This window comes from Patulibacter defluvii (assembly GCF_034096925.1).
GTDB lineage: Bacteria > Actinomycetota > Thermoleophilia > Solirubrobacterales > Solirubrobacteraceae > Patulibacter > Patulibacter defluvii.
The window spans coordinates 66,960-83,807 of sequence record NZ_JAWZSQ010000008.1; the positions used below are offsets into that span (position 1 = coordinate 66,960).

16 protein-coding genes are annotated in these 16,848 nt (G+C 76.5%); 9 read left to right on the forward strand and 7 right to left on the reverse strand.

Going from position 1 to position 16,848, the window contains the following annotated elements; all coding sequences use genetic code 11:
* Positions 1–6: 6 nt before the first annotated feature.
* Positions 7–969: an ankyrin repeat domain-containing protein gene (locus tag SH587_RS10455; RefSeq protein ID WP_320670548.1), complete on the reverse strand. Its 963-nt coding sequence runs from the start codon at positions 967–969 to the stop codon at positions 7–9.
* A 145-nt stretch (positions 970–1,114) separates the two neighbouring features.
* Here SH587_RS10455 and SH587_RS10460 point away from each other — a divergent pair, with 145 nt between their 5' ends.
* Positions 1,115–2,101, forward strand: a complete 987-nt coding sequence (locus SH587_RS10460; RefSeq protein ID WP_320670549.1) for an ATP-binding cassette domain-containing protein — start codon at positions 1,115–1,117, stop codon at positions 2,099–2,101.
* Complete coding sequence (locus SH587_RS10465) at positions 2,098–2,949, forward strand: ABC transporter permease (RefSeq protein WP_320670550.1); 852 nt, start codon at positions 2,098–2,100, stop codon at positions 2,947–2,949. The genes SH587_RS10460 and SH587_RS10465 overlap by 4 nt, the downstream gene beginning before the upstream one ends.
* A gap of 4 nt (positions 2,950–2,953) precedes the next feature.
* On the opposite strand, the gene SH587_RS10470 is transcribed toward SH587_RS10465, so the two are convergent.
* Both SH587_RS10470 and SH587_RS10475 read right to left on the reverse strand, forming a co-directional pair.
* Positions 2,954–4,582, reverse strand: coding sequence for an NAD-dependent malic enzyme (locus tag SH587_RS10470; RefSeq protein WP_320670551.1), 1,629 nt, complete (start codon positions 4,580–4,582; stop codon positions 2,954–2,956).
* A gap of 108 nt (positions 4,583–4,690) precedes the next feature.
* Complete coding sequence (locus SH587_RS10475) at positions 4,691–5,353, reverse strand: hypothetical protein (protein ID WP_320670552.1); 663 nt, start codon at positions 5,351–5,353, stop codon at positions 4,691–4,693.
* 113 nt (positions 5,354–5,466) lie between these two features.
* Between SH587_RS10475 and purB the strand changes: the two genes are divergently transcribed.
* Positions 5,467–6,765 carry an adenylosuccinate lyase gene (gene purB / locus SH587_RS10480; protein ID WP_320670553.1) on the forward strand — a complete coding sequence of 433 codons (1,299 nt, stop codon included), beginning with the start codon at positions 5,467–5,469 and terminating at the stop codon, positions 6,763–6,765.
* Here the strand turns inward: purB and SH587_RS10485 are convergent.
* Positions 6,762–8,291: a PQQ-dependent sugar dehydrogenase gene (locus tag SH587_RS10485; RefSeq protein WP_320670554.1), complete on the reverse strand. Its 1,530-nt coding sequence runs from the start codon at positions 8,289–8,291 to the stop codon at positions 6,762–6,764. The genes purB and SH587_RS10485 overlap by 4 nt on opposite strands.
* Positions 8,292–8,427: 136 nt before the next feature.
* Here SH587_RS10485 and SH587_RS10490 point away from each other — a divergent pair, with 136 nt between their 5' ends.
* The gene (locus tag SH587_RS10490) at positions 8,428–10,257 is read left to right on the forward strand and encodes an alpha/beta hydrolase (RefSeq protein WP_320670555.1); all 1,830 of its coding nucleotides are present in this window, start codon (positions 8,428–8,430) and stop codon (positions 10,255–10,257) included.
* Between the two features lie 3 nt (positions 10,258–10,260).
* Here SH587_RS10490 and SH587_RS10495 read toward each other — a convergent pair whose 3' ends face one another.
* A complete protein-coding gene (locus SH587_RS10495; RefSeq protein WP_320670556.1) occupies positions 10,261–10,875 on the reverse strand; it encodes an ATP-dependent Clp protease proteolytic subunit in 615 nt (204 codons plus the stop codon).
* 97 nt (positions 10,876–10,972) lie between these two features.
* On the opposite strand from SH587_RS10495, the gene SH587_RS10500 reads away from it, so the two are divergent.
* Positions 10,973–11,401: an SRPBCC domain-containing protein gene (locus tag SH587_RS10500; RefSeq protein WP_320670557.1), complete on the forward strand. Its 429-nt coding sequence runs from the start codon at positions 10,973–10,975 to the stop codon at positions 11,399–11,401.
* Positions 11,402–11,412: 11 nt separating this feature from the next.
* Entirely contained in the window at positions 11,413–11,760 is a 348-nt protein-coding gene (locus tag SH587_RS10505; protein WP_320670558.1) for an ArsR/SmtB family transcription factor, read from the forward strand.
* On the opposite strand, the gene SH587_RS10510 is transcribed toward SH587_RS10505, so the two are convergent.
* A complete protein-coding gene (locus SH587_RS10510; RefSeq protein WP_320670559.1) occupies positions 11,757–12,692 on the reverse strand; it encodes a winged helix-turn-helix domain-containing protein in 936 nt (311 codons plus the stop codon). The genes SH587_RS10505 and SH587_RS10510 overlap by 4 nt on opposite strands.
* A 239-nt stretch (positions 12,693–12,931) precedes the next feature.
* Here SH587_RS10510 and SH587_RS10515 point away from each other — a divergent pair, with 239 nt between their 5' ends.
* The 3 genes from SH587_RS10515 to SH587_RS10525 are packed head-to-tail and all read left to right on the forward strand — an operon-like array spanning position 12,932 to position 15,768.
* The gene (locus SH587_RS10515) at positions 12,932–13,588 is read left to right on the forward strand and encodes a TetR/AcrR family transcriptional regulator (protein ID WP_320670560.1); all 657 of its coding nucleotides are present in this window, start codon (positions 12,932–12,934) and stop codon (positions 13,586–13,588) included.
* Between the two features lie 10 nt (positions 13,589–13,598).
* Positions 13,599–14,750, forward strand: a complete 1,152-nt coding sequence (locus tag SH587_RS10520; RefSeq protein WP_320670561.1) for an acyl-CoA dehydrogenase family protein — start codon at positions 13,599–13,601, stop codon at positions 14,748–14,750.
* 16 nt (positions 14,751–14,766) lie between these two features.
* The gene (locus tag SH587_RS10525; RefSeq protein ID WP_320670562.1) at positions 14,767–15,768 is read left to right on the forward strand and encodes an acyl-CoA dehydrogenase family protein; all 1,002 of its coding nucleotides are present in this window, start codon (positions 14,767–14,769) and stop codon (positions 15,766–15,768) included.
* Between the two features lie 74 nt (positions 15,769–15,842).
* On the opposite strand, the gene SH587_RS10530 is transcribed toward SH587_RS10525, so the two are convergent.
* Positions 15,843–16,784: a LysR family transcriptional regulator gene (locus SH587_RS10530; RefSeq protein WP_320670563.1), complete on the reverse strand. Its 942-nt coding sequence runs from the start codon at positions 16,782–16,784 to the stop codon at positions 15,843–15,845.
* Positions 16,785–16,848: the final 64 nt, after the last annotated feature.

The following is a 16,848-nucleotide window of genomic DNA, read 5'->3' on the forward strand; positions in this document are numbered from 1 at the left end:
GCGCGCTCAGGCGGGCAGCAGGCCCTCGGCGACCGCCGGCCGGGGACCGTGGGCGGCCCAGGCCCGCGGGGTCGTGTCGTGGAGCCGGTCGCGGAGCGTCGGATCGGCGCCGGCGTCGAGCAGCGCCGCGATCGCGTCGCCGTGGCCGTACTGGGCGGCCAGGTGCAGCGGCACCACGCCCTCGCCGTGCTCGGGCCCGCCGAAGGTCGAGCGGCCGTCGGGGTCGGCGCCCAGCCGCACCAGCATCGCGATCGTGGCCGCGTGGCCGTTGGCCGCCGCCCAGGCCAGCGCCGTCCCGCGGTGGACGTCGGCGTCGACCCGCGCGCCGCGGGCGACCAGCGCCTCGATCGCGCCGTCGCGGCCGTTGCGGGCGGCCCAGGCCAGCGCCTCGTCGCGGATCTCGGCCGGATCGTCGCTCGGCCGCCAGGCCGGGAAGCCGGAGTGGGGGCGGTGGAACTCGCGGGCCGCGCCGGCCACGGGCGCGAGCGCGCCGTCGGGACCGACCAGCCGCTCCAGCCGCGCCAGGTCGCCGAGCCCGGCCGCGACCCGCAGGTTCGCCGGCACCACTATCGCCGCCGCCAGCCGCTCGGCCGCCTCGCGGTGGCCCCAGAAGAGCGCCTGCACCAGCGGCGTCCCGCCGGCACCGCGGGCCTCGCGGTCGGGACGCGCGCCGGCCGCCAGCAGCCGCTCGACCAGCGCCGTCTGTCCCCCGTAGCCCGCCTGGTGGAGCGCGGTCCAGCCGTGGACGTTGGCCGCGTCGGGGTCGGCGCCGGCCGCCAGCAACCGCGCGACCGCGTCCTCGCTGCCGGTCGCGACCGCGATCGCGAGCAGGTCGTTGCCGTGGCCGTCGCGGGCGGCGACCAGTGTCGGGTCGGCGGCCAGCAGCGCGGCGAAGCCCGTCCCGTCGCCGCTGTCGAGGGCGTCGCGGGCGGCGGCGAACCGCGGGTCGGCCGGGGGGCTGCCGGGCATGCCCCGGAGCCTACGGCGTCGCCGCCGATCTGGCGCCCGGGCGTCGATTTGGCGCGTAGAGCGATGAGTCTCGGGTATATGGCGGGTCATCACCGGCATACGGGCGCGCCGTCGGCGCGCCGCCCCTCCGAGCCCCGAGGTCGCCATGTCCCCGTCCCCCCTCGCGATCGAAGCGTCCGGCCTGGTCAAGGCCTTCGGCGCCACCCGCGCCGTCGATGGCGTCGACCTGGCCGTGCCCAGCGGCGCCGTCTACGGCGTGCTGGGCCCCAACGGCGCCGGCAAGACGACCACGATCCGGATGCTGGCGACGCTGATCGAGCCCGACGCCGGCCACGCCACCGTCCTCGGCCACGACATCGTCGATCAGGCCGACGCGGTTCGTGATGCGGTCAGCCTGACCGGCCAGATGGCCTCGGTCGACGAAGACCTGACCGGGCGCGAGAACCTGATCCTGCTGGGGCTGCTGCTCGGCCTGCGACGGCCGGCGGCCAAGACCCGCGCCGACGAGCTGCTGGAGGCGTTCGGACTGGAGGAGGCCGCCGGGCGGCTGGTCAAGAACTACTCCGGCGGGATGCGGCGGCGGCTCGACATCGCCGCCAGCATCGTCGTCACTCCGCGGCTGATGTTCCTCGACGAGCCGACCACCGGGCTCGACCCGCGCTCGCGCAACCAGGTCTGGGACATCGTCCGGATGCTGGTCGACGGCGGCACCACGATCCTGCTCTGCACGCAGTACCTGGAGGAGGCCGACCAGCTGGCCGACGGGATCGCGGTGATCGACCGTGGCCGCGTGATCGCCGAGGGCTCGCCGGCGCAGCTGAAGGCGTCGGTCGGCAGCGGCGTGCTCCACGTGCGGCTGCTCGACCGCGAGCAGCGGCCGGCCGCCCAGGAGCTGCTGGGCCGCGAGCTGGGCGCGATCGAGCTGGCCGCCGACCCGTTCGCGCTCTCGGCCGCGAGCGCGCCCGCCGACCGCGCCGCCGACGCCGTCGCGCGGCTGACCCGCTCGGGGATCGGCGTCGCCGACTTCTCGCTCGGGCAGCCGAGCCTGGACGAGGTCTTCCTGGCCCTCACCGGCCACCCCGCCGAGCCCGACCCGGCCGGCCCCACGATCGACGAGGAGCAGGCGGCATGAGCACCGCATCCGACGAGACCACCGCGACCACCAGCGCCGGCGCCGACGCCGCGGCGGTCCGCCAGGCGATCGCCACCAGCGAGCGGCCGCCGGCCCCGAGCGCGCTGCGGACGGCGCTGGCCTTCGGCTGGCGCGGGATGCTGAAGGTCAAGCACGTGCCCGAGCAGCTGCTGGACGTGACGATCACCCCGGTGATGTTCGTCCTGATGTTCACCTACCTGTTCGGCGGCGCGATCGCCGGATCGACCGGCGAGTACCTGGACTACATCCTGCCCGGGATCCTCGTGATGTCGGTCCTCTTCACCACCGTCTACGCCGGCGTGGCGCTGAACACCGACCTCACCAAGGGCGTCGTCGACCGCTTCCGCTCGCTGCCGATCTGGCGCCCGGCGCCGCTGGTCGGCTCGCTGCTCGGCGACTGCGTCCGCTACCTGGTGGCGGGGATCGTGATCGTCGCGCTCGGCCTGGTCCTCGGCTACCGGCCGGGGGCGGGCGCGCCGGGCGTGATCGCGGCGCTGGCGCTGGTGATCGCCTTCGCCTTCGGCCTCTCGTGGGTCTTCATGACCCTCGGGCTGCTGCTGCGGTCGCCGAACGCGGTGATGAACGCGGGCTTCATGGGGATCTTCCCGCTGACCTTCCTCTCGAACGTCTTCGTCGACCCCGACACGCTGCCGGCCGGGCTGGAGGCGTTCGTCGACGTCAACCCGATCTCGATCCTGGCCAGCGCCTCGCGCGGGCTGATGGAGGGCGACGCGGTCGGCGGCGAGATCGCGATCGTGCTGGCGACGGCGGCGCTGCTGACGGCGGTCTTCGCGCCGCTGACCACCCGGCTCTACCGCCGCAGCTAGCGGCTCAGTCGGGGTAGACCGGCTCCCAGCGGGCGTTGGCGATCCGGCGGCGAAGGTCGTCGCCGCTCCGCTCGGGGGCGACGCCGTCGGCGACCGCCGCGGTCGCGACCGCCAGCGCGACCTCGTCGGCGACCGCGCGGAGGGCGGAGATCGGCGGCAGCAGCGGAGCCGTCGGGTCGCTCAGGGCGGGCGACTGGGCGCCGAGCGCCGCCGACGCCGCCCGCAGCATCCGGTCGGTCACGCGGGCCGCCTGGGCCGCCACCACGCCCATCCCGACCGCCGGGAAGACGTAGACGTTGTTCGACTGCGAGACGGGGATCGTGCGGCCGTCGCGCTCGATCGGCGGGAACGGCGAGCCGGTCGCCACCAGCGCGCGGCCGTCGGTCCAGCGGTCGAGGTCGGCGGGGTCGGCCTCGGAGCGGGCCGTCGGGTTCGAGAGCGGCAGCACGATCGGCCGCTCGACGTGCGCGGCCATCTCGCGCACGACCTCCTCGTCGAAGGCGCCGTGGGCGGTCGAGAGCCCGATCAGCGCCGTCGGGTGGACGCTGCGGACGACCTCGGCGAGGGTCGCGCCGGCGGGCGGCTCGCCGGCGGGGCGGGCGTAGACCCGCTGCTCGGCCGAGAGATCGCCGCGCTCCTCGGTCAGCAGCCCGTCGACGTCGAGGACCCAGAAGCGGCGACGGGCCTGCTCCGGGTCGAGGCCGTCGTCCACCAGCGCCTGGCGGATCTCGTCGGCGACGCCGATCGCGGCCGAGCCGGCACCGAGGACGACGATCCGGTGCTCGCGCGGACGGGTGCCGGCGACCCGGGTGGCGCCGATCAGCGCCCCGAGCGCGACCGCCGCCGTGCCCTGGATGTCGTCGTTGAAGGTGCAGATCCGGTCGCGGTAGCGGTCGAGGATCGGGCGCGCGTTGTGGGTGGCGAAGTCCTCCCACTGGACCATCGCCCGCGGCAGCTCGGCCTCGACCGCGCTCACGAACCGCTCGACGAAGTCGTCGTACTCGGGCCCGGCGATCCGCTCGTGGCGCCAGCCGAGGTAGCCGGGGTCGGCCAGCCGCTCCTCGTTGTTGGTCCCGACGTCGAGCACGATCGGCAGCGTCCGCCCCGGGTCGAGCCCGCCGATCGCGGTGTAGAGCGCGAGCTTGCCGATCGGGATCCCGAGCCCGCCGGCGCCCTGGTCGCCGAGGCCGAGGATCCGCTCGCCGTCGGTCACCACGATCACGTCGACGTCCTTCTGGCGCCGGTTGCGCAGCAGCTCGGGCAGCCGGTCGCGCATCGGGTAGGAGAGCGTCAGCCCGCGCGGGCGGCGGAAGATCCGGTGGAAGCGCTGGCAGGCCAGGCCGACCGTCGGCGTGTAGACGATCGGCAGCACCTCCTCCAGGTGGTCGACCAGCAGCCGGTAGTAGAGGACCAGGTTGGTGTCCTGCAGCTGGCGCAGGTTGACGTACTTGTCGAGGTCGGTCGGGCGCCGGCGGAAGACCTCGATCGAGCGCGCCGCCTGCTGCTCCAGGGTCTCGATCGCCGGCGGCAGCAGCCCGTCGAGGCCCAGCACCCGCCGCTGCTCGGCGGTGAAGGCGGTGCCCCGGTTGCGGAGCGGGTCCTCGAGGATCTGGGGGAAGACCGAGGGGCTCATGCGATCCAGCCTAGGGCGGCGCGGTCGCGTCGCCGTGACCACGCGGTGGCCGGCCACCCGCCCGGGGGCCCCGTGATCGGCAGGGGCCCCGTGGCTCCTGGGGGCGGCTCAGCGGCGGGCGGGCGCGGCCGGCGGGCGGTTCTGGCGGATCCGGGCGCCGCTGCCGGCGGTCGCGCGGCGGACGCGGGCGGTGGCGGAGCCGGGGGCGCAGACGGCGTTGGCGGTGACCTCGGGCCGGTAGCCGCTCGGCGGGGTGGTGCCGGGGGCCATCGTGGCGGCGGCGGTCCAGCCGTCGGCTCGCTGGTCGCCGTTGCTGTCGTTGGCCTGGGCGTAGCGGACGACGATCCGGCCGTCGTTCTCGAGCGTCGCGTTGGTGGTCGGGTTCCAGTAGTTGACCTCGAACCCGCCGCCGGTCGGCACGGTCCCGGCGGGGCAGATCGCGACCGCGTAGCGGCCGCCGCTGTCGGCCCACTGCCAGGGGCCGAAGGCCTCGCTGACGGCGGCGACGCCGTCGGCGCCGGCGGGTCCGGCCGGGCCGGTCGCGCCGGCCGGCCCGGCGGCACCCGCCTTGCCGGTCGGCCCGCGGCGGCCGTGCTTCTTGACGTAGCTGGCGATCAGGCCGTTGACGGCCCGCCGCTGCTTGGCGCTGAGCGGGCTCGGCGTCCGTGACTTGCCGCCGGCGGCGAGGGCGGTGCCGCCGACGGCGACGGCGCCGGTGGCGAGGGCGGTCACGCAGGCCACGGTGACGCGGCTGCGCAGGAGCTGTTGCATCGGGGTTCTCCCTGGGGGGTGGGGGGACGGCGTCAGCCTACGTCCGCGGCCGCCGCCGGCCATCGCCCGGGGGAGGGAGCGCCGACCCCCGTCATCGGCGAGAATCCGCGCCGATGATCCCGCGCTACACCCGTCCCGAGATCGGCGCCGTCTGGACCGATCAGGCCAAGCTCGACGCCTGGCGCGACGTCGAGGTCGCCGCCTGCGAGGAGATGGAGGGCCCGTCTCCCGAGGATCTGGAGGCGATCCGCGCCGCCACCTTCACCGTCGAGGCGGTCCAGGAGCGCGAGAAGATCACCGACCACGACGTCGCCGCCTTCGTCGACGTGCTCTCGGCCTCCGCCGGCCAGAGCGGCCGCTGGATCCACTACGGGCTGACCTCGTCCGACGTGCTCGACACCGCGCTGGCGATCCAGCTGCGGAAGGCGGGCGAGATCGTCGTCGCCGGCGCCCAGCAGGTGGCGGAGACGCTGGCCCAGAAGGCCCGCGAGCACGCCCACACCGTCTGCGTCGGCCGCACCCACGGCATCCACGCCGAGCCGACCACCTTCGGGATCAAGCTCGCCGGCTTCGCCTTCGAGGCCGACCGCAACGCCCAGCGGCTGGCCGAGGCGTTCGACCAGGCGACGGTCGGGGCGCTGTCGGGCGCGGTCGGCACCTACGCGGCGACCTCGCCCGAGTTCGAGGCGCGGGTGCTGGAGCGGCTGGGCCTGCAGGCCGAGCCGGTCTCGACCCAGGTGATCCCGCGCGACCGCCACGCCGAGCTGCTGCAGGCGATCAGCCTCGCCGGCGCCGGCCTGGAACGGCTGGCGACCGAGATCCGCCACCTCCAGCGGACCGAGGTGCGCGAGGCCGAGGAGCCGTTCCGCAAGGGCCAGAAGGGCTCGAGCGCGATGCCCCACAAGCGCAACCCGATCACGACCGAGCGGATCACCGGCCTGGCGCGGGTGCTGCGCGGCTACGCCCAGGCGGCGGTCGAGAACGTGGCCCTCTGGCACGAGCGCGACATCAGCCACTCCGGCGCCGAGCGGGTGATCCTGCCCGACGCCACGATCGCGCTCGACTACATGCAGTCGCTGGCGGTGCGGGTCGTCTCCGGCCTGGTCGTCCACGAGGACCGGATGCGCGAGAACCTCGACCTCACCAGCGGCGCCCTCTTCAGCCAGCGGCTGCTGCTGGCCCTGATCGAGGGCGACGCCGCCGCCGGCCGCGCGCCGATGATCCGCGACGACGCCTACCGGATCGCCCAGGAGCTGGCCCAGCGCGCCTGGGACACCCGCACCCCGCTGCGGCAGCTGGCCGAGCAGGACGAGCGCTGCGCCGCGGTCGACCTCGACGCGGTCTTCGACCTCGGCCACTACACCCGCTACGCGGACACGATCGTCGGCCGGCTGGCGGACGTCGGGCTCTAGCGCAGCCGCCCGGTCGCGCTCGCCCGCGCGACCGTGCCGCCGTCGGGGCGGACGGCGACCCGGACCACGATCCGGCGCCCGCCCGTCCCGCGCAGCCGCCGGCGGGCGGTGGCGCTCGGACGGAGGGCGATCGTCCGCCTGCCGGTGACGGCGACGGCGACCGCGGTCCGCGCCAGCCGCGGCCCCGACGCGCGACCCAGCCGCAGCTCGACCGTCACCCGTCCCCGCGGCAGGTCGCCGCGGCGGACGGCGATCCGGGCCCCGCGCGCCAGCCGCGTCCGGCCCAGCCGCCGGGCCCGGTCGCGCAGCGCCCGCGCCAGGCCACGGGCCGCCGGACCGCCGCGGGGCGGATCGGCGGCGTCGCTGGCCGCCGACCGCGGCCCCAGCGGCAGCCGGTAGATGCCCGCGTCGGCGCCGTCGTCCTGGGCGATCAGCAGGTCGCCGCCGCGGGCGACCGCCACCCGCAGCCGGCCGAGCGTCCCGGCCAGGTGCGAGCGCTGGGCGACGACCGCGCCGCGGCGGACGTCGAACTGGCGCAGCTCGGCCCCGCGCAGGAACGGCGCGTAGAGCGAGCCGTCGGCGCCGACGGCCAGGTCGCCGGGTGCCCACGACGGCTGGTCGCCAGCGACCGCCACCGGCGCGATCGCCCCCGCCAGCCGGTCGGGGCCGGAGACCGTCGGCCAGCCGTAGTCGCCGCCGCGGACGATCAGGTTCAGCTCGTCGCGGCCGCTGCGGCCGTTGCCGCCCGGGTAGAGCGGCCCGTGCTGCTCGCCGGTCGGCCCGTGCTCGCTCTCCCACAGCCGGCCGGCGGCGTCGAAGGCGAGCCCCTGCGGGTGGCGGTGGCCGAGCGACCAGACGTAGCGGGCAGCGCCGCCGCGGGCCACGAACGGGTTGTCGGACGGGGCGGTCAGCTGCTGCTCGTCTCCGGGCGCGGCGAAGCGCAGGATCTTGCCGTTGAGCGATCCGGGGTCGCGCGGGCGGGCCGGCTGGTGGATGTCGCCGGTGGTCACGTAGAGCCGGCCGTCGGGCCCGAACGCCATCCGCCCGCCGTCGTGGTTGCCGTCGGAGTCGATCCCGCCGAAGACCCGCCGCTCGGGCCGCAGCCGCCCGCTCTCGTCGCGCAGCCGCCAGATCTCGTTGCCGCCGTTGGCCGGGCCGGCCCCGTCGGGATCGGTCGCGCGGCCGACGTACAGGTAGGCGCGGTGGTTGCGGGCGAAGTCCGGGTGCAGCGCCAGGCCCAGGAACTTGCGGACGTCGGGCCCGATCTCGCTGCCGCTCAGCGCCACGCCGGGCAGCAGCCGGTCGGCGGCGTCGAGCACGCGGACGTCGACCGCCCGCCCGGACCCGTCGCCGCGCTCGACCACGAACGTCCGCCCGTCCGGCGTCGGCGCCAGCTCCCACGGGGTGTGGAGGCCGCCGACGATCCACTCGGCCGGGCCGCTCGGGCTGGCCGCGGCGGAGGCCGGCAGGGCCGCGGCGGCGACCAGCGCCAGCAGCAGCGACGACGGGACGGGACGGCGCGCCATCCTCCGATCCTGCCACCGCCGGCCGCCCGGCGTGGCCGATCGACGGCCGGATCGGGCGGACGGCGGTGCGGCTGGTCGCCCGCTGACCGGCGACCGGCCGTGCTGGTCGCCGGCCGGCCGGCTACCGTGCTCGCCCATGCGCCGGGTCGTCTCGCTGCTCCTGCTGGCCCTGCTGGTCCCGCTCGCCGGGGCCGGCGGCGCGTCAGCGGCCCCGAAGCTGCGGCCCTGCCCCAAGCAGCCCGGCTTCGGCTGCGGGACGCTGACCGTGCCGCTCGACCGCAGCGGCCGCACGCCGGGCACGATCGGGCTCCGGTTCGCGATCCAGGACAGCCGCGCCGCCCGCCGCAAGCCGCGGCTGCTGGCGGCGCTCTCGGGCGGTCCGGGCCAGGCCGGCGCGCCGTTCGCGGCCAGCTTCGCGCGCAGCCTCAAGCCGCTGCTGTCGCGCTACCGGCTGGTGACGCTCGACCAGCGCGGGACCGGCCGCTCCGGCGTCCTCTCCTGCCCCGAGCTGCAGCGGCTGCTGCCGCTGACCGAGGCCAGCAGCGCCCAGGCCGCCGCCTGCGCGGCCCAGGTCGGGGCCCAGCGGCCGTTCTTCTCGACCCGCGACTCGGTCGCCGACCTCGACGCGCTGCGGGCCGCGTTCGGCTCGCGCAAGCTGGCGCTGATGGGCGTCTCCTACGGCACCTTCGTGGCCCAGCAGTACGCGCGGATCCACCCCGCCACGACCGACCGGCTGGTGCTCGACTCGGTGGTCCCGGCCGTCGCCGGCTCGCCGTTCGCGGTCGACCTGTTCCAGGCGATCCCGCGGGTCGTGCGCGAGATCTGCGGCGGATCGCGCTGCCGCGGCGTCACCCGCGACCCGCTCGACGACGTCGCCGCGCTGCTGGCCAAGCTGCGCGCGGCGCCGCTCCAGGGACCGGTCCACGACAGTCGCGGCCGCCGCCGGACGGTCACCCTGAGCGCGCCCGAGGTGCCCGGCCTGCTGTTCGCCGGCGACCTCAACGGCCCGCTGCGGGCGGCGCTGCCGGCGGCGGTCCGCGGCGCGCTGGCCGGCGATCCCGCCCCGCTGCTGCGGCTGCGCTCGATCGCCGCCGGGGCGCCGTCGAAGACCCGCGAGCTGAGCTTCGCGCTCTACCAGACCACGACCTGCCTGGACCAGGCGCTGCCCTACGCGCTGACCGACGCCCCGGCCCGCCGGCGAGCGCTGGCCGACGCCGCCTTCGCGAAGATCCCGGCCGCCGACTACGCGCCGTTCGCGCCCGGCGAGGTGCTGCCGAACAGCAACGCGATCACCTGCATCGAGTGGCCGGCCGACCGCGTCGAGCGGCCCTCGACCGCGCCGCTGCCCGACGTCCCGGCGCTGATCCTGAACGGCCGGCTCGACATGCGGACCGGGGTCGAGGGCGCCCGCGAGGTCGCCGCCGAGCTGCCGCATTCGTCGCTGGTCGCCGTCGCCGGCACCGGCCACGACGTGCTCGACAGCGACGCCAGCGGCTGCGCCGAGCGGGCGCTGAAGCGGTTCGCCGCCGGCCGTGCGGTCGGCCAGCCCTGCCGCGGCCACGACAACCACGAGCGGATCGTGGCGCTGGCCCCGCGGCGGCTCTCGGCGGTGCGGCCGATCCGCGGCACCAGCGGCGACCGCTCGCGGGTGGCCAACGCGGCGCTGCTGACCGTCGGCGACGCGATCGACGCCGACAACCAGCGGCTCTTCTCCGGCCTGCCCGAGCGCGGCGGCGGGCTCCGCGGCGGCCGCTTCCGGGCCGACGCCAACTCGATCACCCTCAGCCGCTACGCCTACGTGCCGCGGGTCCGGGTCAGCGGCCGGATCCGCTTCGGCGACCGCGGCGCCCACGGCACGCTGCGGGTCGACGGGCCCGGCCGGCTCGACGGGCGGCTGACGCTCGACGGCCGCGGGCGGGCGACGGCGACGATCGGCGGCGGCCGGATCGCGATCCGGCTGGGCTAGCCGCTACGCCAGCCCGGTCGGCGCCGCGGGCTCGCCGCCGCGGTGGGCGATCACGCGGTCGATCAGCCCGTAGGCCCGCGCCTCGTCGGGCGAGAGGAAGCGGTCGCGCTCGATGTCGAGGTGGATCCGCTCCCGCTCCTGGCCGGTGTGCTCGACGTACAGCTGCTCGATCCGGTCGCGCATCCAGAGCATCTCCTTGGCGTGGATCTCGATGTCGCTGGCCTGGCCCTGGAGCCCGCCGTGCGGCTGGTGGACCAGGATCCGGCTGTTCGGCAGCGCCGCCCGCTTGCCCGGCGCGCCGCCGCAGAGCACCACCGACCCGCCCGACATCGCGATCCCGGCGCAGACCGTCGCGACGTCGCAGCGGACGTACTGCATCGCGTCGTAGATCGCCAGGCTGGCGTAGACGTCGCCGCCGGGCGAGTTGACGTAGAGCTGGATGTCCTTCTCGGGGTCGACCGCCTCGAGGTGCAGCAGCTGGGCGATCACGAGGTTGGCGACGTCGCTGTCGATCGCGCTGCCGAGGAAGACGGCGCGGTCGTTGAGCAGCCGCGAGTAGATGTCGAACGAGCGCTCGCCGCGCGGGCTCTGCTCGACGACCATCGGGACGAGGGGCATGCGGGCCTCCGGTTGGAAGGGTGATGCGCAACTGATCGGTTGCGTGTCGACGACGCTAGCAGATGCGCAACTGGGTGGTTGCGTGTAGGATCGGCCCATGCGCGAACCGGTCGTGGATCCCGTGGTCCGGCGCGAGCTGTGGCTCGACGCCGAGCGCGACGCCGTCTGGGCGATGCTGGCCGACGCCGACGGGCTGGCCGAGTGGCTGGCCGACGAGGTCGCGCTCGAGGTCGTCCCCGGCGCCGAGGGCGAGATCGGCTGGGAGGACGGCGAGCGCCGCCGGGTGGTCGTCGAGGAGGTCGCCGAGCGCCGCCGCGTGGTCCTCCGCTGGTGGCAGGAGGACGGTCCCGAGTCGTTGGTCGAGCTGACCCTCGACGACGTCGACGGCGGCACCCGGCTGGTCGTGGTCGAGCTGCCGGTCGTCGCCCTGCGGGCCGTTGGCCGCTGGCTGCCGGCCGCCGTCGGACCGGGCCCGGCCGCTCCCGGGGCGGGCGCCGCGCAGGCGCGGGCGCTGGCGTGCGCCTAGGCGGCGAGACGGTGGCGACCACCACCGACGCCGAGCGCGACGCCGCCGCCGGCGCGGTCTTCGCCGCCCTCGCCGACCCGACCCGGCGGACGGTGGTGCGGGCGCTGGCCGAGCGGCCGACCGTGACCGCCTCGGCGCTGGCCGCCGACCTGCCGATCAGCCGCCAGGCGGTCGCCAAGCACCTGGCCGCGCTGGCCGACGCCGGGCTCGTCGCCGCCCGCCGCGAGGGCCGCGAGACCCACTACCGGCTGACCCCGGCCCCGCTGGCCGACGCGATGAGCTGGATCGCCGGCGCCGGCGCCCGCTGGGACGACCGGCTGGAGCGGCTGCGCCGGCGGCTGGCCGAGCGCGACGGCTAGTCGTCGTAGAGGGCCAGCAGCTGGGTGCCGCGGGCGGTCCGCCGCACGACCACGTTGCGGCCCTGGCGCTCGCGGGCGACCAGGCCGGCCTCCTCCAGCAGGCTGACGTGGCGGGTGGCGGCGCTCGGCACCGCCAGCAGCGCGTCGGCCACGTCGCCGGCCGTCGTCGGCCGGTCCAGGTGCCGCAGGACCCGCGCCCGCGCCGGGCCGATCAGGGCCTCGAGCGCGTCCGGCGGCGGGATCGCCAGGTCGGGCTCGACGTGCAGCAGACGGTTGCGGCCCGGCAGCGGGTAGGCGATGTGGGTCAGGGCGTCGCCCTGGTGCTGGACGATGATCCGGTGGGTCCCGGTCAGCATCGGGATCAGCACCAGCCCGGCCGGCCCGACGTGCAGGTCGAGGGTGTCGTGGTAGTCGGGCAGCACCAGCGCCCCGTCCTCGACCGCGGCCTCGGGGTGGACGCCGGCCAGCAGCTCGGCCAGCGCCCCGCGGGCGGCGGCGGCGCCGACCCGCTCGACCTCGCGGTCGAGCAGCGCCTCGGCCCGGCCCCAGAGCGGGGCGACCGCGTCGCCGGCCCGCTGGAGCGCGGCGGCGTACATCCCGACCCAGCGCTGCGGCTGGCGGGCGACCGGCTGCCAGTGGCTCGGCGGCACCGGTCCCAGCTCCATCTCCAGCTCGGTGGCCAGCAGGTCGCGGCCGGCGGTGGCGATCCGGTCGAGGTCGTCGGCCAGCGGCACCAGGTGCGCGCTCGGCATCGGGATCAGGCAGTTCGGCACCGCGGGGGTCCGCGGGTCGACGACCGGGGCGACCGCCTCGCGGGCGCGGGCCGGCAGCATCTGGCGGACGGCGTCGCGCCAGGGGCCGGGCAGGTGACCGCGCGGGTGATAGGCGTCGGCGAGCAGGGCGATCAGCGAGGCCAGCGGGGCGATCGCCACGCGGAGGGGCCAGTGATGGGCGTCGGCGAGGCCGATGCGGAGGCGCGCGGGGGCGGTTGGGCGGTCCATCGTCGTTCCCGCCCCGAGGGCGGGCGGTCGACGGGCAGGGTGGGGGAGACCCGGCGACCCGCGTCGAGCGTAGCGGGCGGACCAGCCGGCAACGGGGGAATCGCGGGGGGAGCGGCGTCCCCCGGTTGTACTTGCGAAGTACAGTCCTGTACTCGTAAGGTACGCAGTCGATGAGCGTCGTCCTCCTGGCCGAGCACCCGGACATCGCCGACCCCCAGGTCGCGCGGCCCGGCGCCCACGGCGACCAGCGCAGCCGGCTGCTGCTGGCGGTCGCGCGGGTGGTCGGCGAGGGCAGCTACGCCGGCACGACGGTCGCCGACGTCGTCCGCGCGGCCGGCGTCTCGCGGACCACCTTCTACGCCGAGTTCGCCGGCAAGGAGGAGGCGTTCCTCGAGTCCTACCGCCACGGCGTCGACGTGATCGACGCCCGGATCGACCGCGCCGTGCGGGCCTCGCGCGACTGGCGCGACCAGCTCCGCGCCGGGATCGAGGCCTACCTCCGGGCGCTGGCCGAGCACCCCGTCTTCGCCCGCGCCTACCTGCTCCAGGTGCCGCTCGCCGGCCCGGCCGCGCTGGCCGCCCGCGACGAGGCGCTGCGCCGCTTCGCCGAGCGCTACCGCCGGACCGCGGGCCTCGCCCGTCGCGAGCATCCCGGCCTGGTCGAGCCGCCGGCCGACGCCCTCCACGTGCTCTGCGCCGGCACCGAGCACCTGGCCGCCGACCGCGTCCGCGCCGGCCAGGCCGAGCGGCTGCCGGAGCTGGCCGACGTCTTCTGCCACTGCGCCGAGTCGGTCCTGACCGGCCCCGCCCGTCCCGCCCAACCGTGAGGAATCACCCGTGGACCTGACCTTCACCCCCGAGCAGCGCGCGTTCCAGGACGAGCTGCGCGACTGGTTCGCCGCCCACCGCCCGGGCGACCCGCCCGAGGGCGAGGACGCCGGCCACCGCTGGCGTCGCGACTGGCAGCGGACCCTCCACGGCGCCGGGCTGGCCGGCGTCCACTGGCCGAAGGAGTACGGCGGCCGCGGGGCCAGCCTGACCGAGACGGCGATCTTCTTCGAGGAGCTGGGCCGGGCCAAGGCCCCGCTGCCGGCCGACGTGCTGGGGCTGCTGCTGGCCGGGCCGACGCTGATGGTCTGGGGCAGCCAGGAGCAGAAGGAGCGGCTGCTGCCGACGATCCTCGGCGCCGAGGAGACCTGGTGCCAGGGCTTCAGCGAGCCCGACGCCGGCTCCGACTTCGGCGCGGTCAAGACCCGCGCCGTGCAGGACGGCGACGACTGGCTCGTGACCGGCCAGAAGGTCTGGACCTCGGGCGCCCAGTACGCCAAGTGGTGCATGCTCGTGGCCCGCACCGGCGACCCGGCCGAGGCCAACGGCCCGGCCAAGCACAAGGGCCTGACCTACTTCGTGCTCGACATGGAGTCGGCCGGGGTCGAGGTCCGGCCGCTGGTCCAGATCACCGGCAGCCCCGAGTTCAACGAGCTGTTCCTGGACGAGGTCCGGATTCCCGGCTCGGCGGTCGTCGGCGGGGTCGGCAACGGCTGGAAGGTCGCGCTGACGACGCTGATGAACGAGCGCGCGGGGTTGGCGTTCTTCCTCCAGGTGCGGCTGCGTCAGCAGCTCGACGCGCTGCTCGCCCGCGCCGTCGGCGAGGACGGCACGATCGCCGACCCGCTGGTCGCCGACCGGCTGGCCGACCTCCACCTGCGGACCGAGGCGCTGCGGCTGCTCTCGTGGAAGGGGCTGACCGCGATCGAGCGCTACGGCCAGCCGGGGCCGGAGGGCTCGCTCGGCAAGTGGCTGTGGAGCGAGACCAACCAGCAGCTGGTCGAGCTGGCCGTCGACGTGCTCGGCGGCGAGGCGCTGACCGACGGCGAGCCGTGGGCCTACGAGCTGCTGCGGGCGCGCGGCAACTCGATCGAGGGCGGCACGACCGAGATCCAGAAGAACATCGTCGCCGAGCGCGTGCTCGGCCTGCCGCGGGCCTGAGCGGAGGGAGCTGAAGATGCGTTTCGAACTGTCCGAGGACCAGCAGGAGATCCAGCGGACCGCGCGCGAGCTGCTCGCCGAGCGGTCGTCGTTCGCCCAGGTCCGCGCCGCCGCCGAGGCCCGCCGCGAGGACGACGCGCTGTGGGGCGAGCTGCGCGAGCTGGGCTGGCCGGGGATCGCGATCGGCGAAGCCCACGGCGGCTCCGGCCTGGGCGTGATCGAGCTGGCGGCGATCGCCGAGGAGCTGGGCCGGGCCGTGACCCCGGTGCCCTTCCTCGGCACCGCGCTGGCCGGCCTGGTCGTCCAGCACGACGGCGACGACGAGCAGCGCGAGCGGTGGCTGCCGGGCCTGGCCAGCGGCGAGCTGCGCGGTGCGGTGACCCTGCCCGGCGACGCGACCCCGGTCCCCGGCGCCGCCGACGAGGGCCTGGTGGTGGTGGCGACCGCCGACGGTCCGCTGCTGCACGCGCCGGGCAGCGGGGTGGCGACCGCGGTCGACGCGATCGACCCGACCCGCGGCCACGGCCGGGTGGCGGCGACCGCGCCGGCGGCGACCGACGGCGGCCCCGGCGGCGGCCTCGACCGGGCGGCGGTGGTGGTCGCGGCCGAGCTGGTCGGGGTGCTCCAGCGGGCGCTCGACCTGACGGTCGCCTACGTCAAGGACCGCAAGCAGTTCGGCGTCCCCGTCGGCAGCTTCCAGGCGGTCAAGCACGAGGCGGCGCAGATGCTGCGCGACGTCGAGGTGGCGCGGGTGCTGGTGGCCAACGCGGCCTGGGTGGCCGACGCCGGCGAGCCGGACGCGCTGGCCCCGGCGGCGGCGCTGGCGAAGGCGGCGGCCTCGGCCGCGGGCCGGCGGGTCGGGGCCCAGGCGATCCAGCTCCACGGCGGGATCGGGTTCACCTGGGAGGCGGATCTCCACTGGCTGTTCAAGCGCGCCCACGTCGACGCGGTGCTGCTGGGCGGCGCCGGCCACCATCGGCGACGGATCGCGCGGCACGCGGCGGCGGCCGTCGCCTGACCGCCCCCCCATCCCTCGCGTGGCGGTTGACCCCCGGCGTGCGGGGCCGATTCGCCACGCGAGCGGGGGGCCGGTCAGGCGCTCTCGCTGGCGGTGGCGGTGGCGGCCTGGGCGGCCAGCCACCGCCACAGCCGCCGCGCCGGCTCCTGCGCGCCGGCGCCGGCCGCGCCGCCCCGTCGCCGGACCGCGCGCAGCTCGCGCCGCAGGTCGGCCCCGCGGACCCGACGGGTGATCAGCCGGCCGGCCTCGACCTCGCGGACAACGACCAGCGGCGAGAGCAGCGCGAAGCCGTCGCCGCCGGCCACCGAGCGCTTGACCGACTCCAGGCTCATCGCCTCCAGCGACGGCCGCAGCCCGACGCCGGCCGCGGCCAGCGCGTCCTCGGCGACGGTGCGGGTGCCGGACTCCGGCTCGCGGGTCAGGTAGGGCTCGCCGATCAGGTCGCGGGCGGTGACCGACCGCCGGCGCGACCAGCGGTGGCCGGCGGCGACCACCACCACCAGCTCGTCGTGCCCGACCACCAGCGTCTCGACGCCGGTCACCGCCCGTCCGTGCTCGATGAAGCCGAGGTCGACGTCGCCCTCGCGGACGGCGTGGACGACGGCCGGTGAGTTGGCGATCTGGACCGCCGCGTGGTGGGCGCCGCCGCTGCGCCGGTGGGCGGCCAGCCAGTCGGGCAGCAGGTACTCGCCGATCGTGTGGCTGGAGGCGATCCGCAGCGTGTCGCGCTGGGCCACCCGCTCGGCCCGGACCAGGTCGGCGGCACGGTGGAGGACGTCCAGCGCCCGCCGCGCTTCCGGGTAGAGCAGCCCGCCGGCGGCGGTCGGGCGGACGCCGAAGCGGCCTCGCTCCAGCAACACGATCCCCAGCTGGGCCTCGAGCCGGGCGATCCGCTTGGTGACCGCCGACTGGGTCAGGTCGAGCGCCTCGGCGGCGCCGCCCATCGTGCCGGTCTCGACGGCGGCGACCAGCGCCTCGAGGTCGTGCGTGGCCGGCAGGACGGGCCGCTCGCTCATGCCGTCGAGTATGCCACCGCGGAATGCTTTTGTCATTCCTTCTCGGAATGCGAAGGGGCGCCAT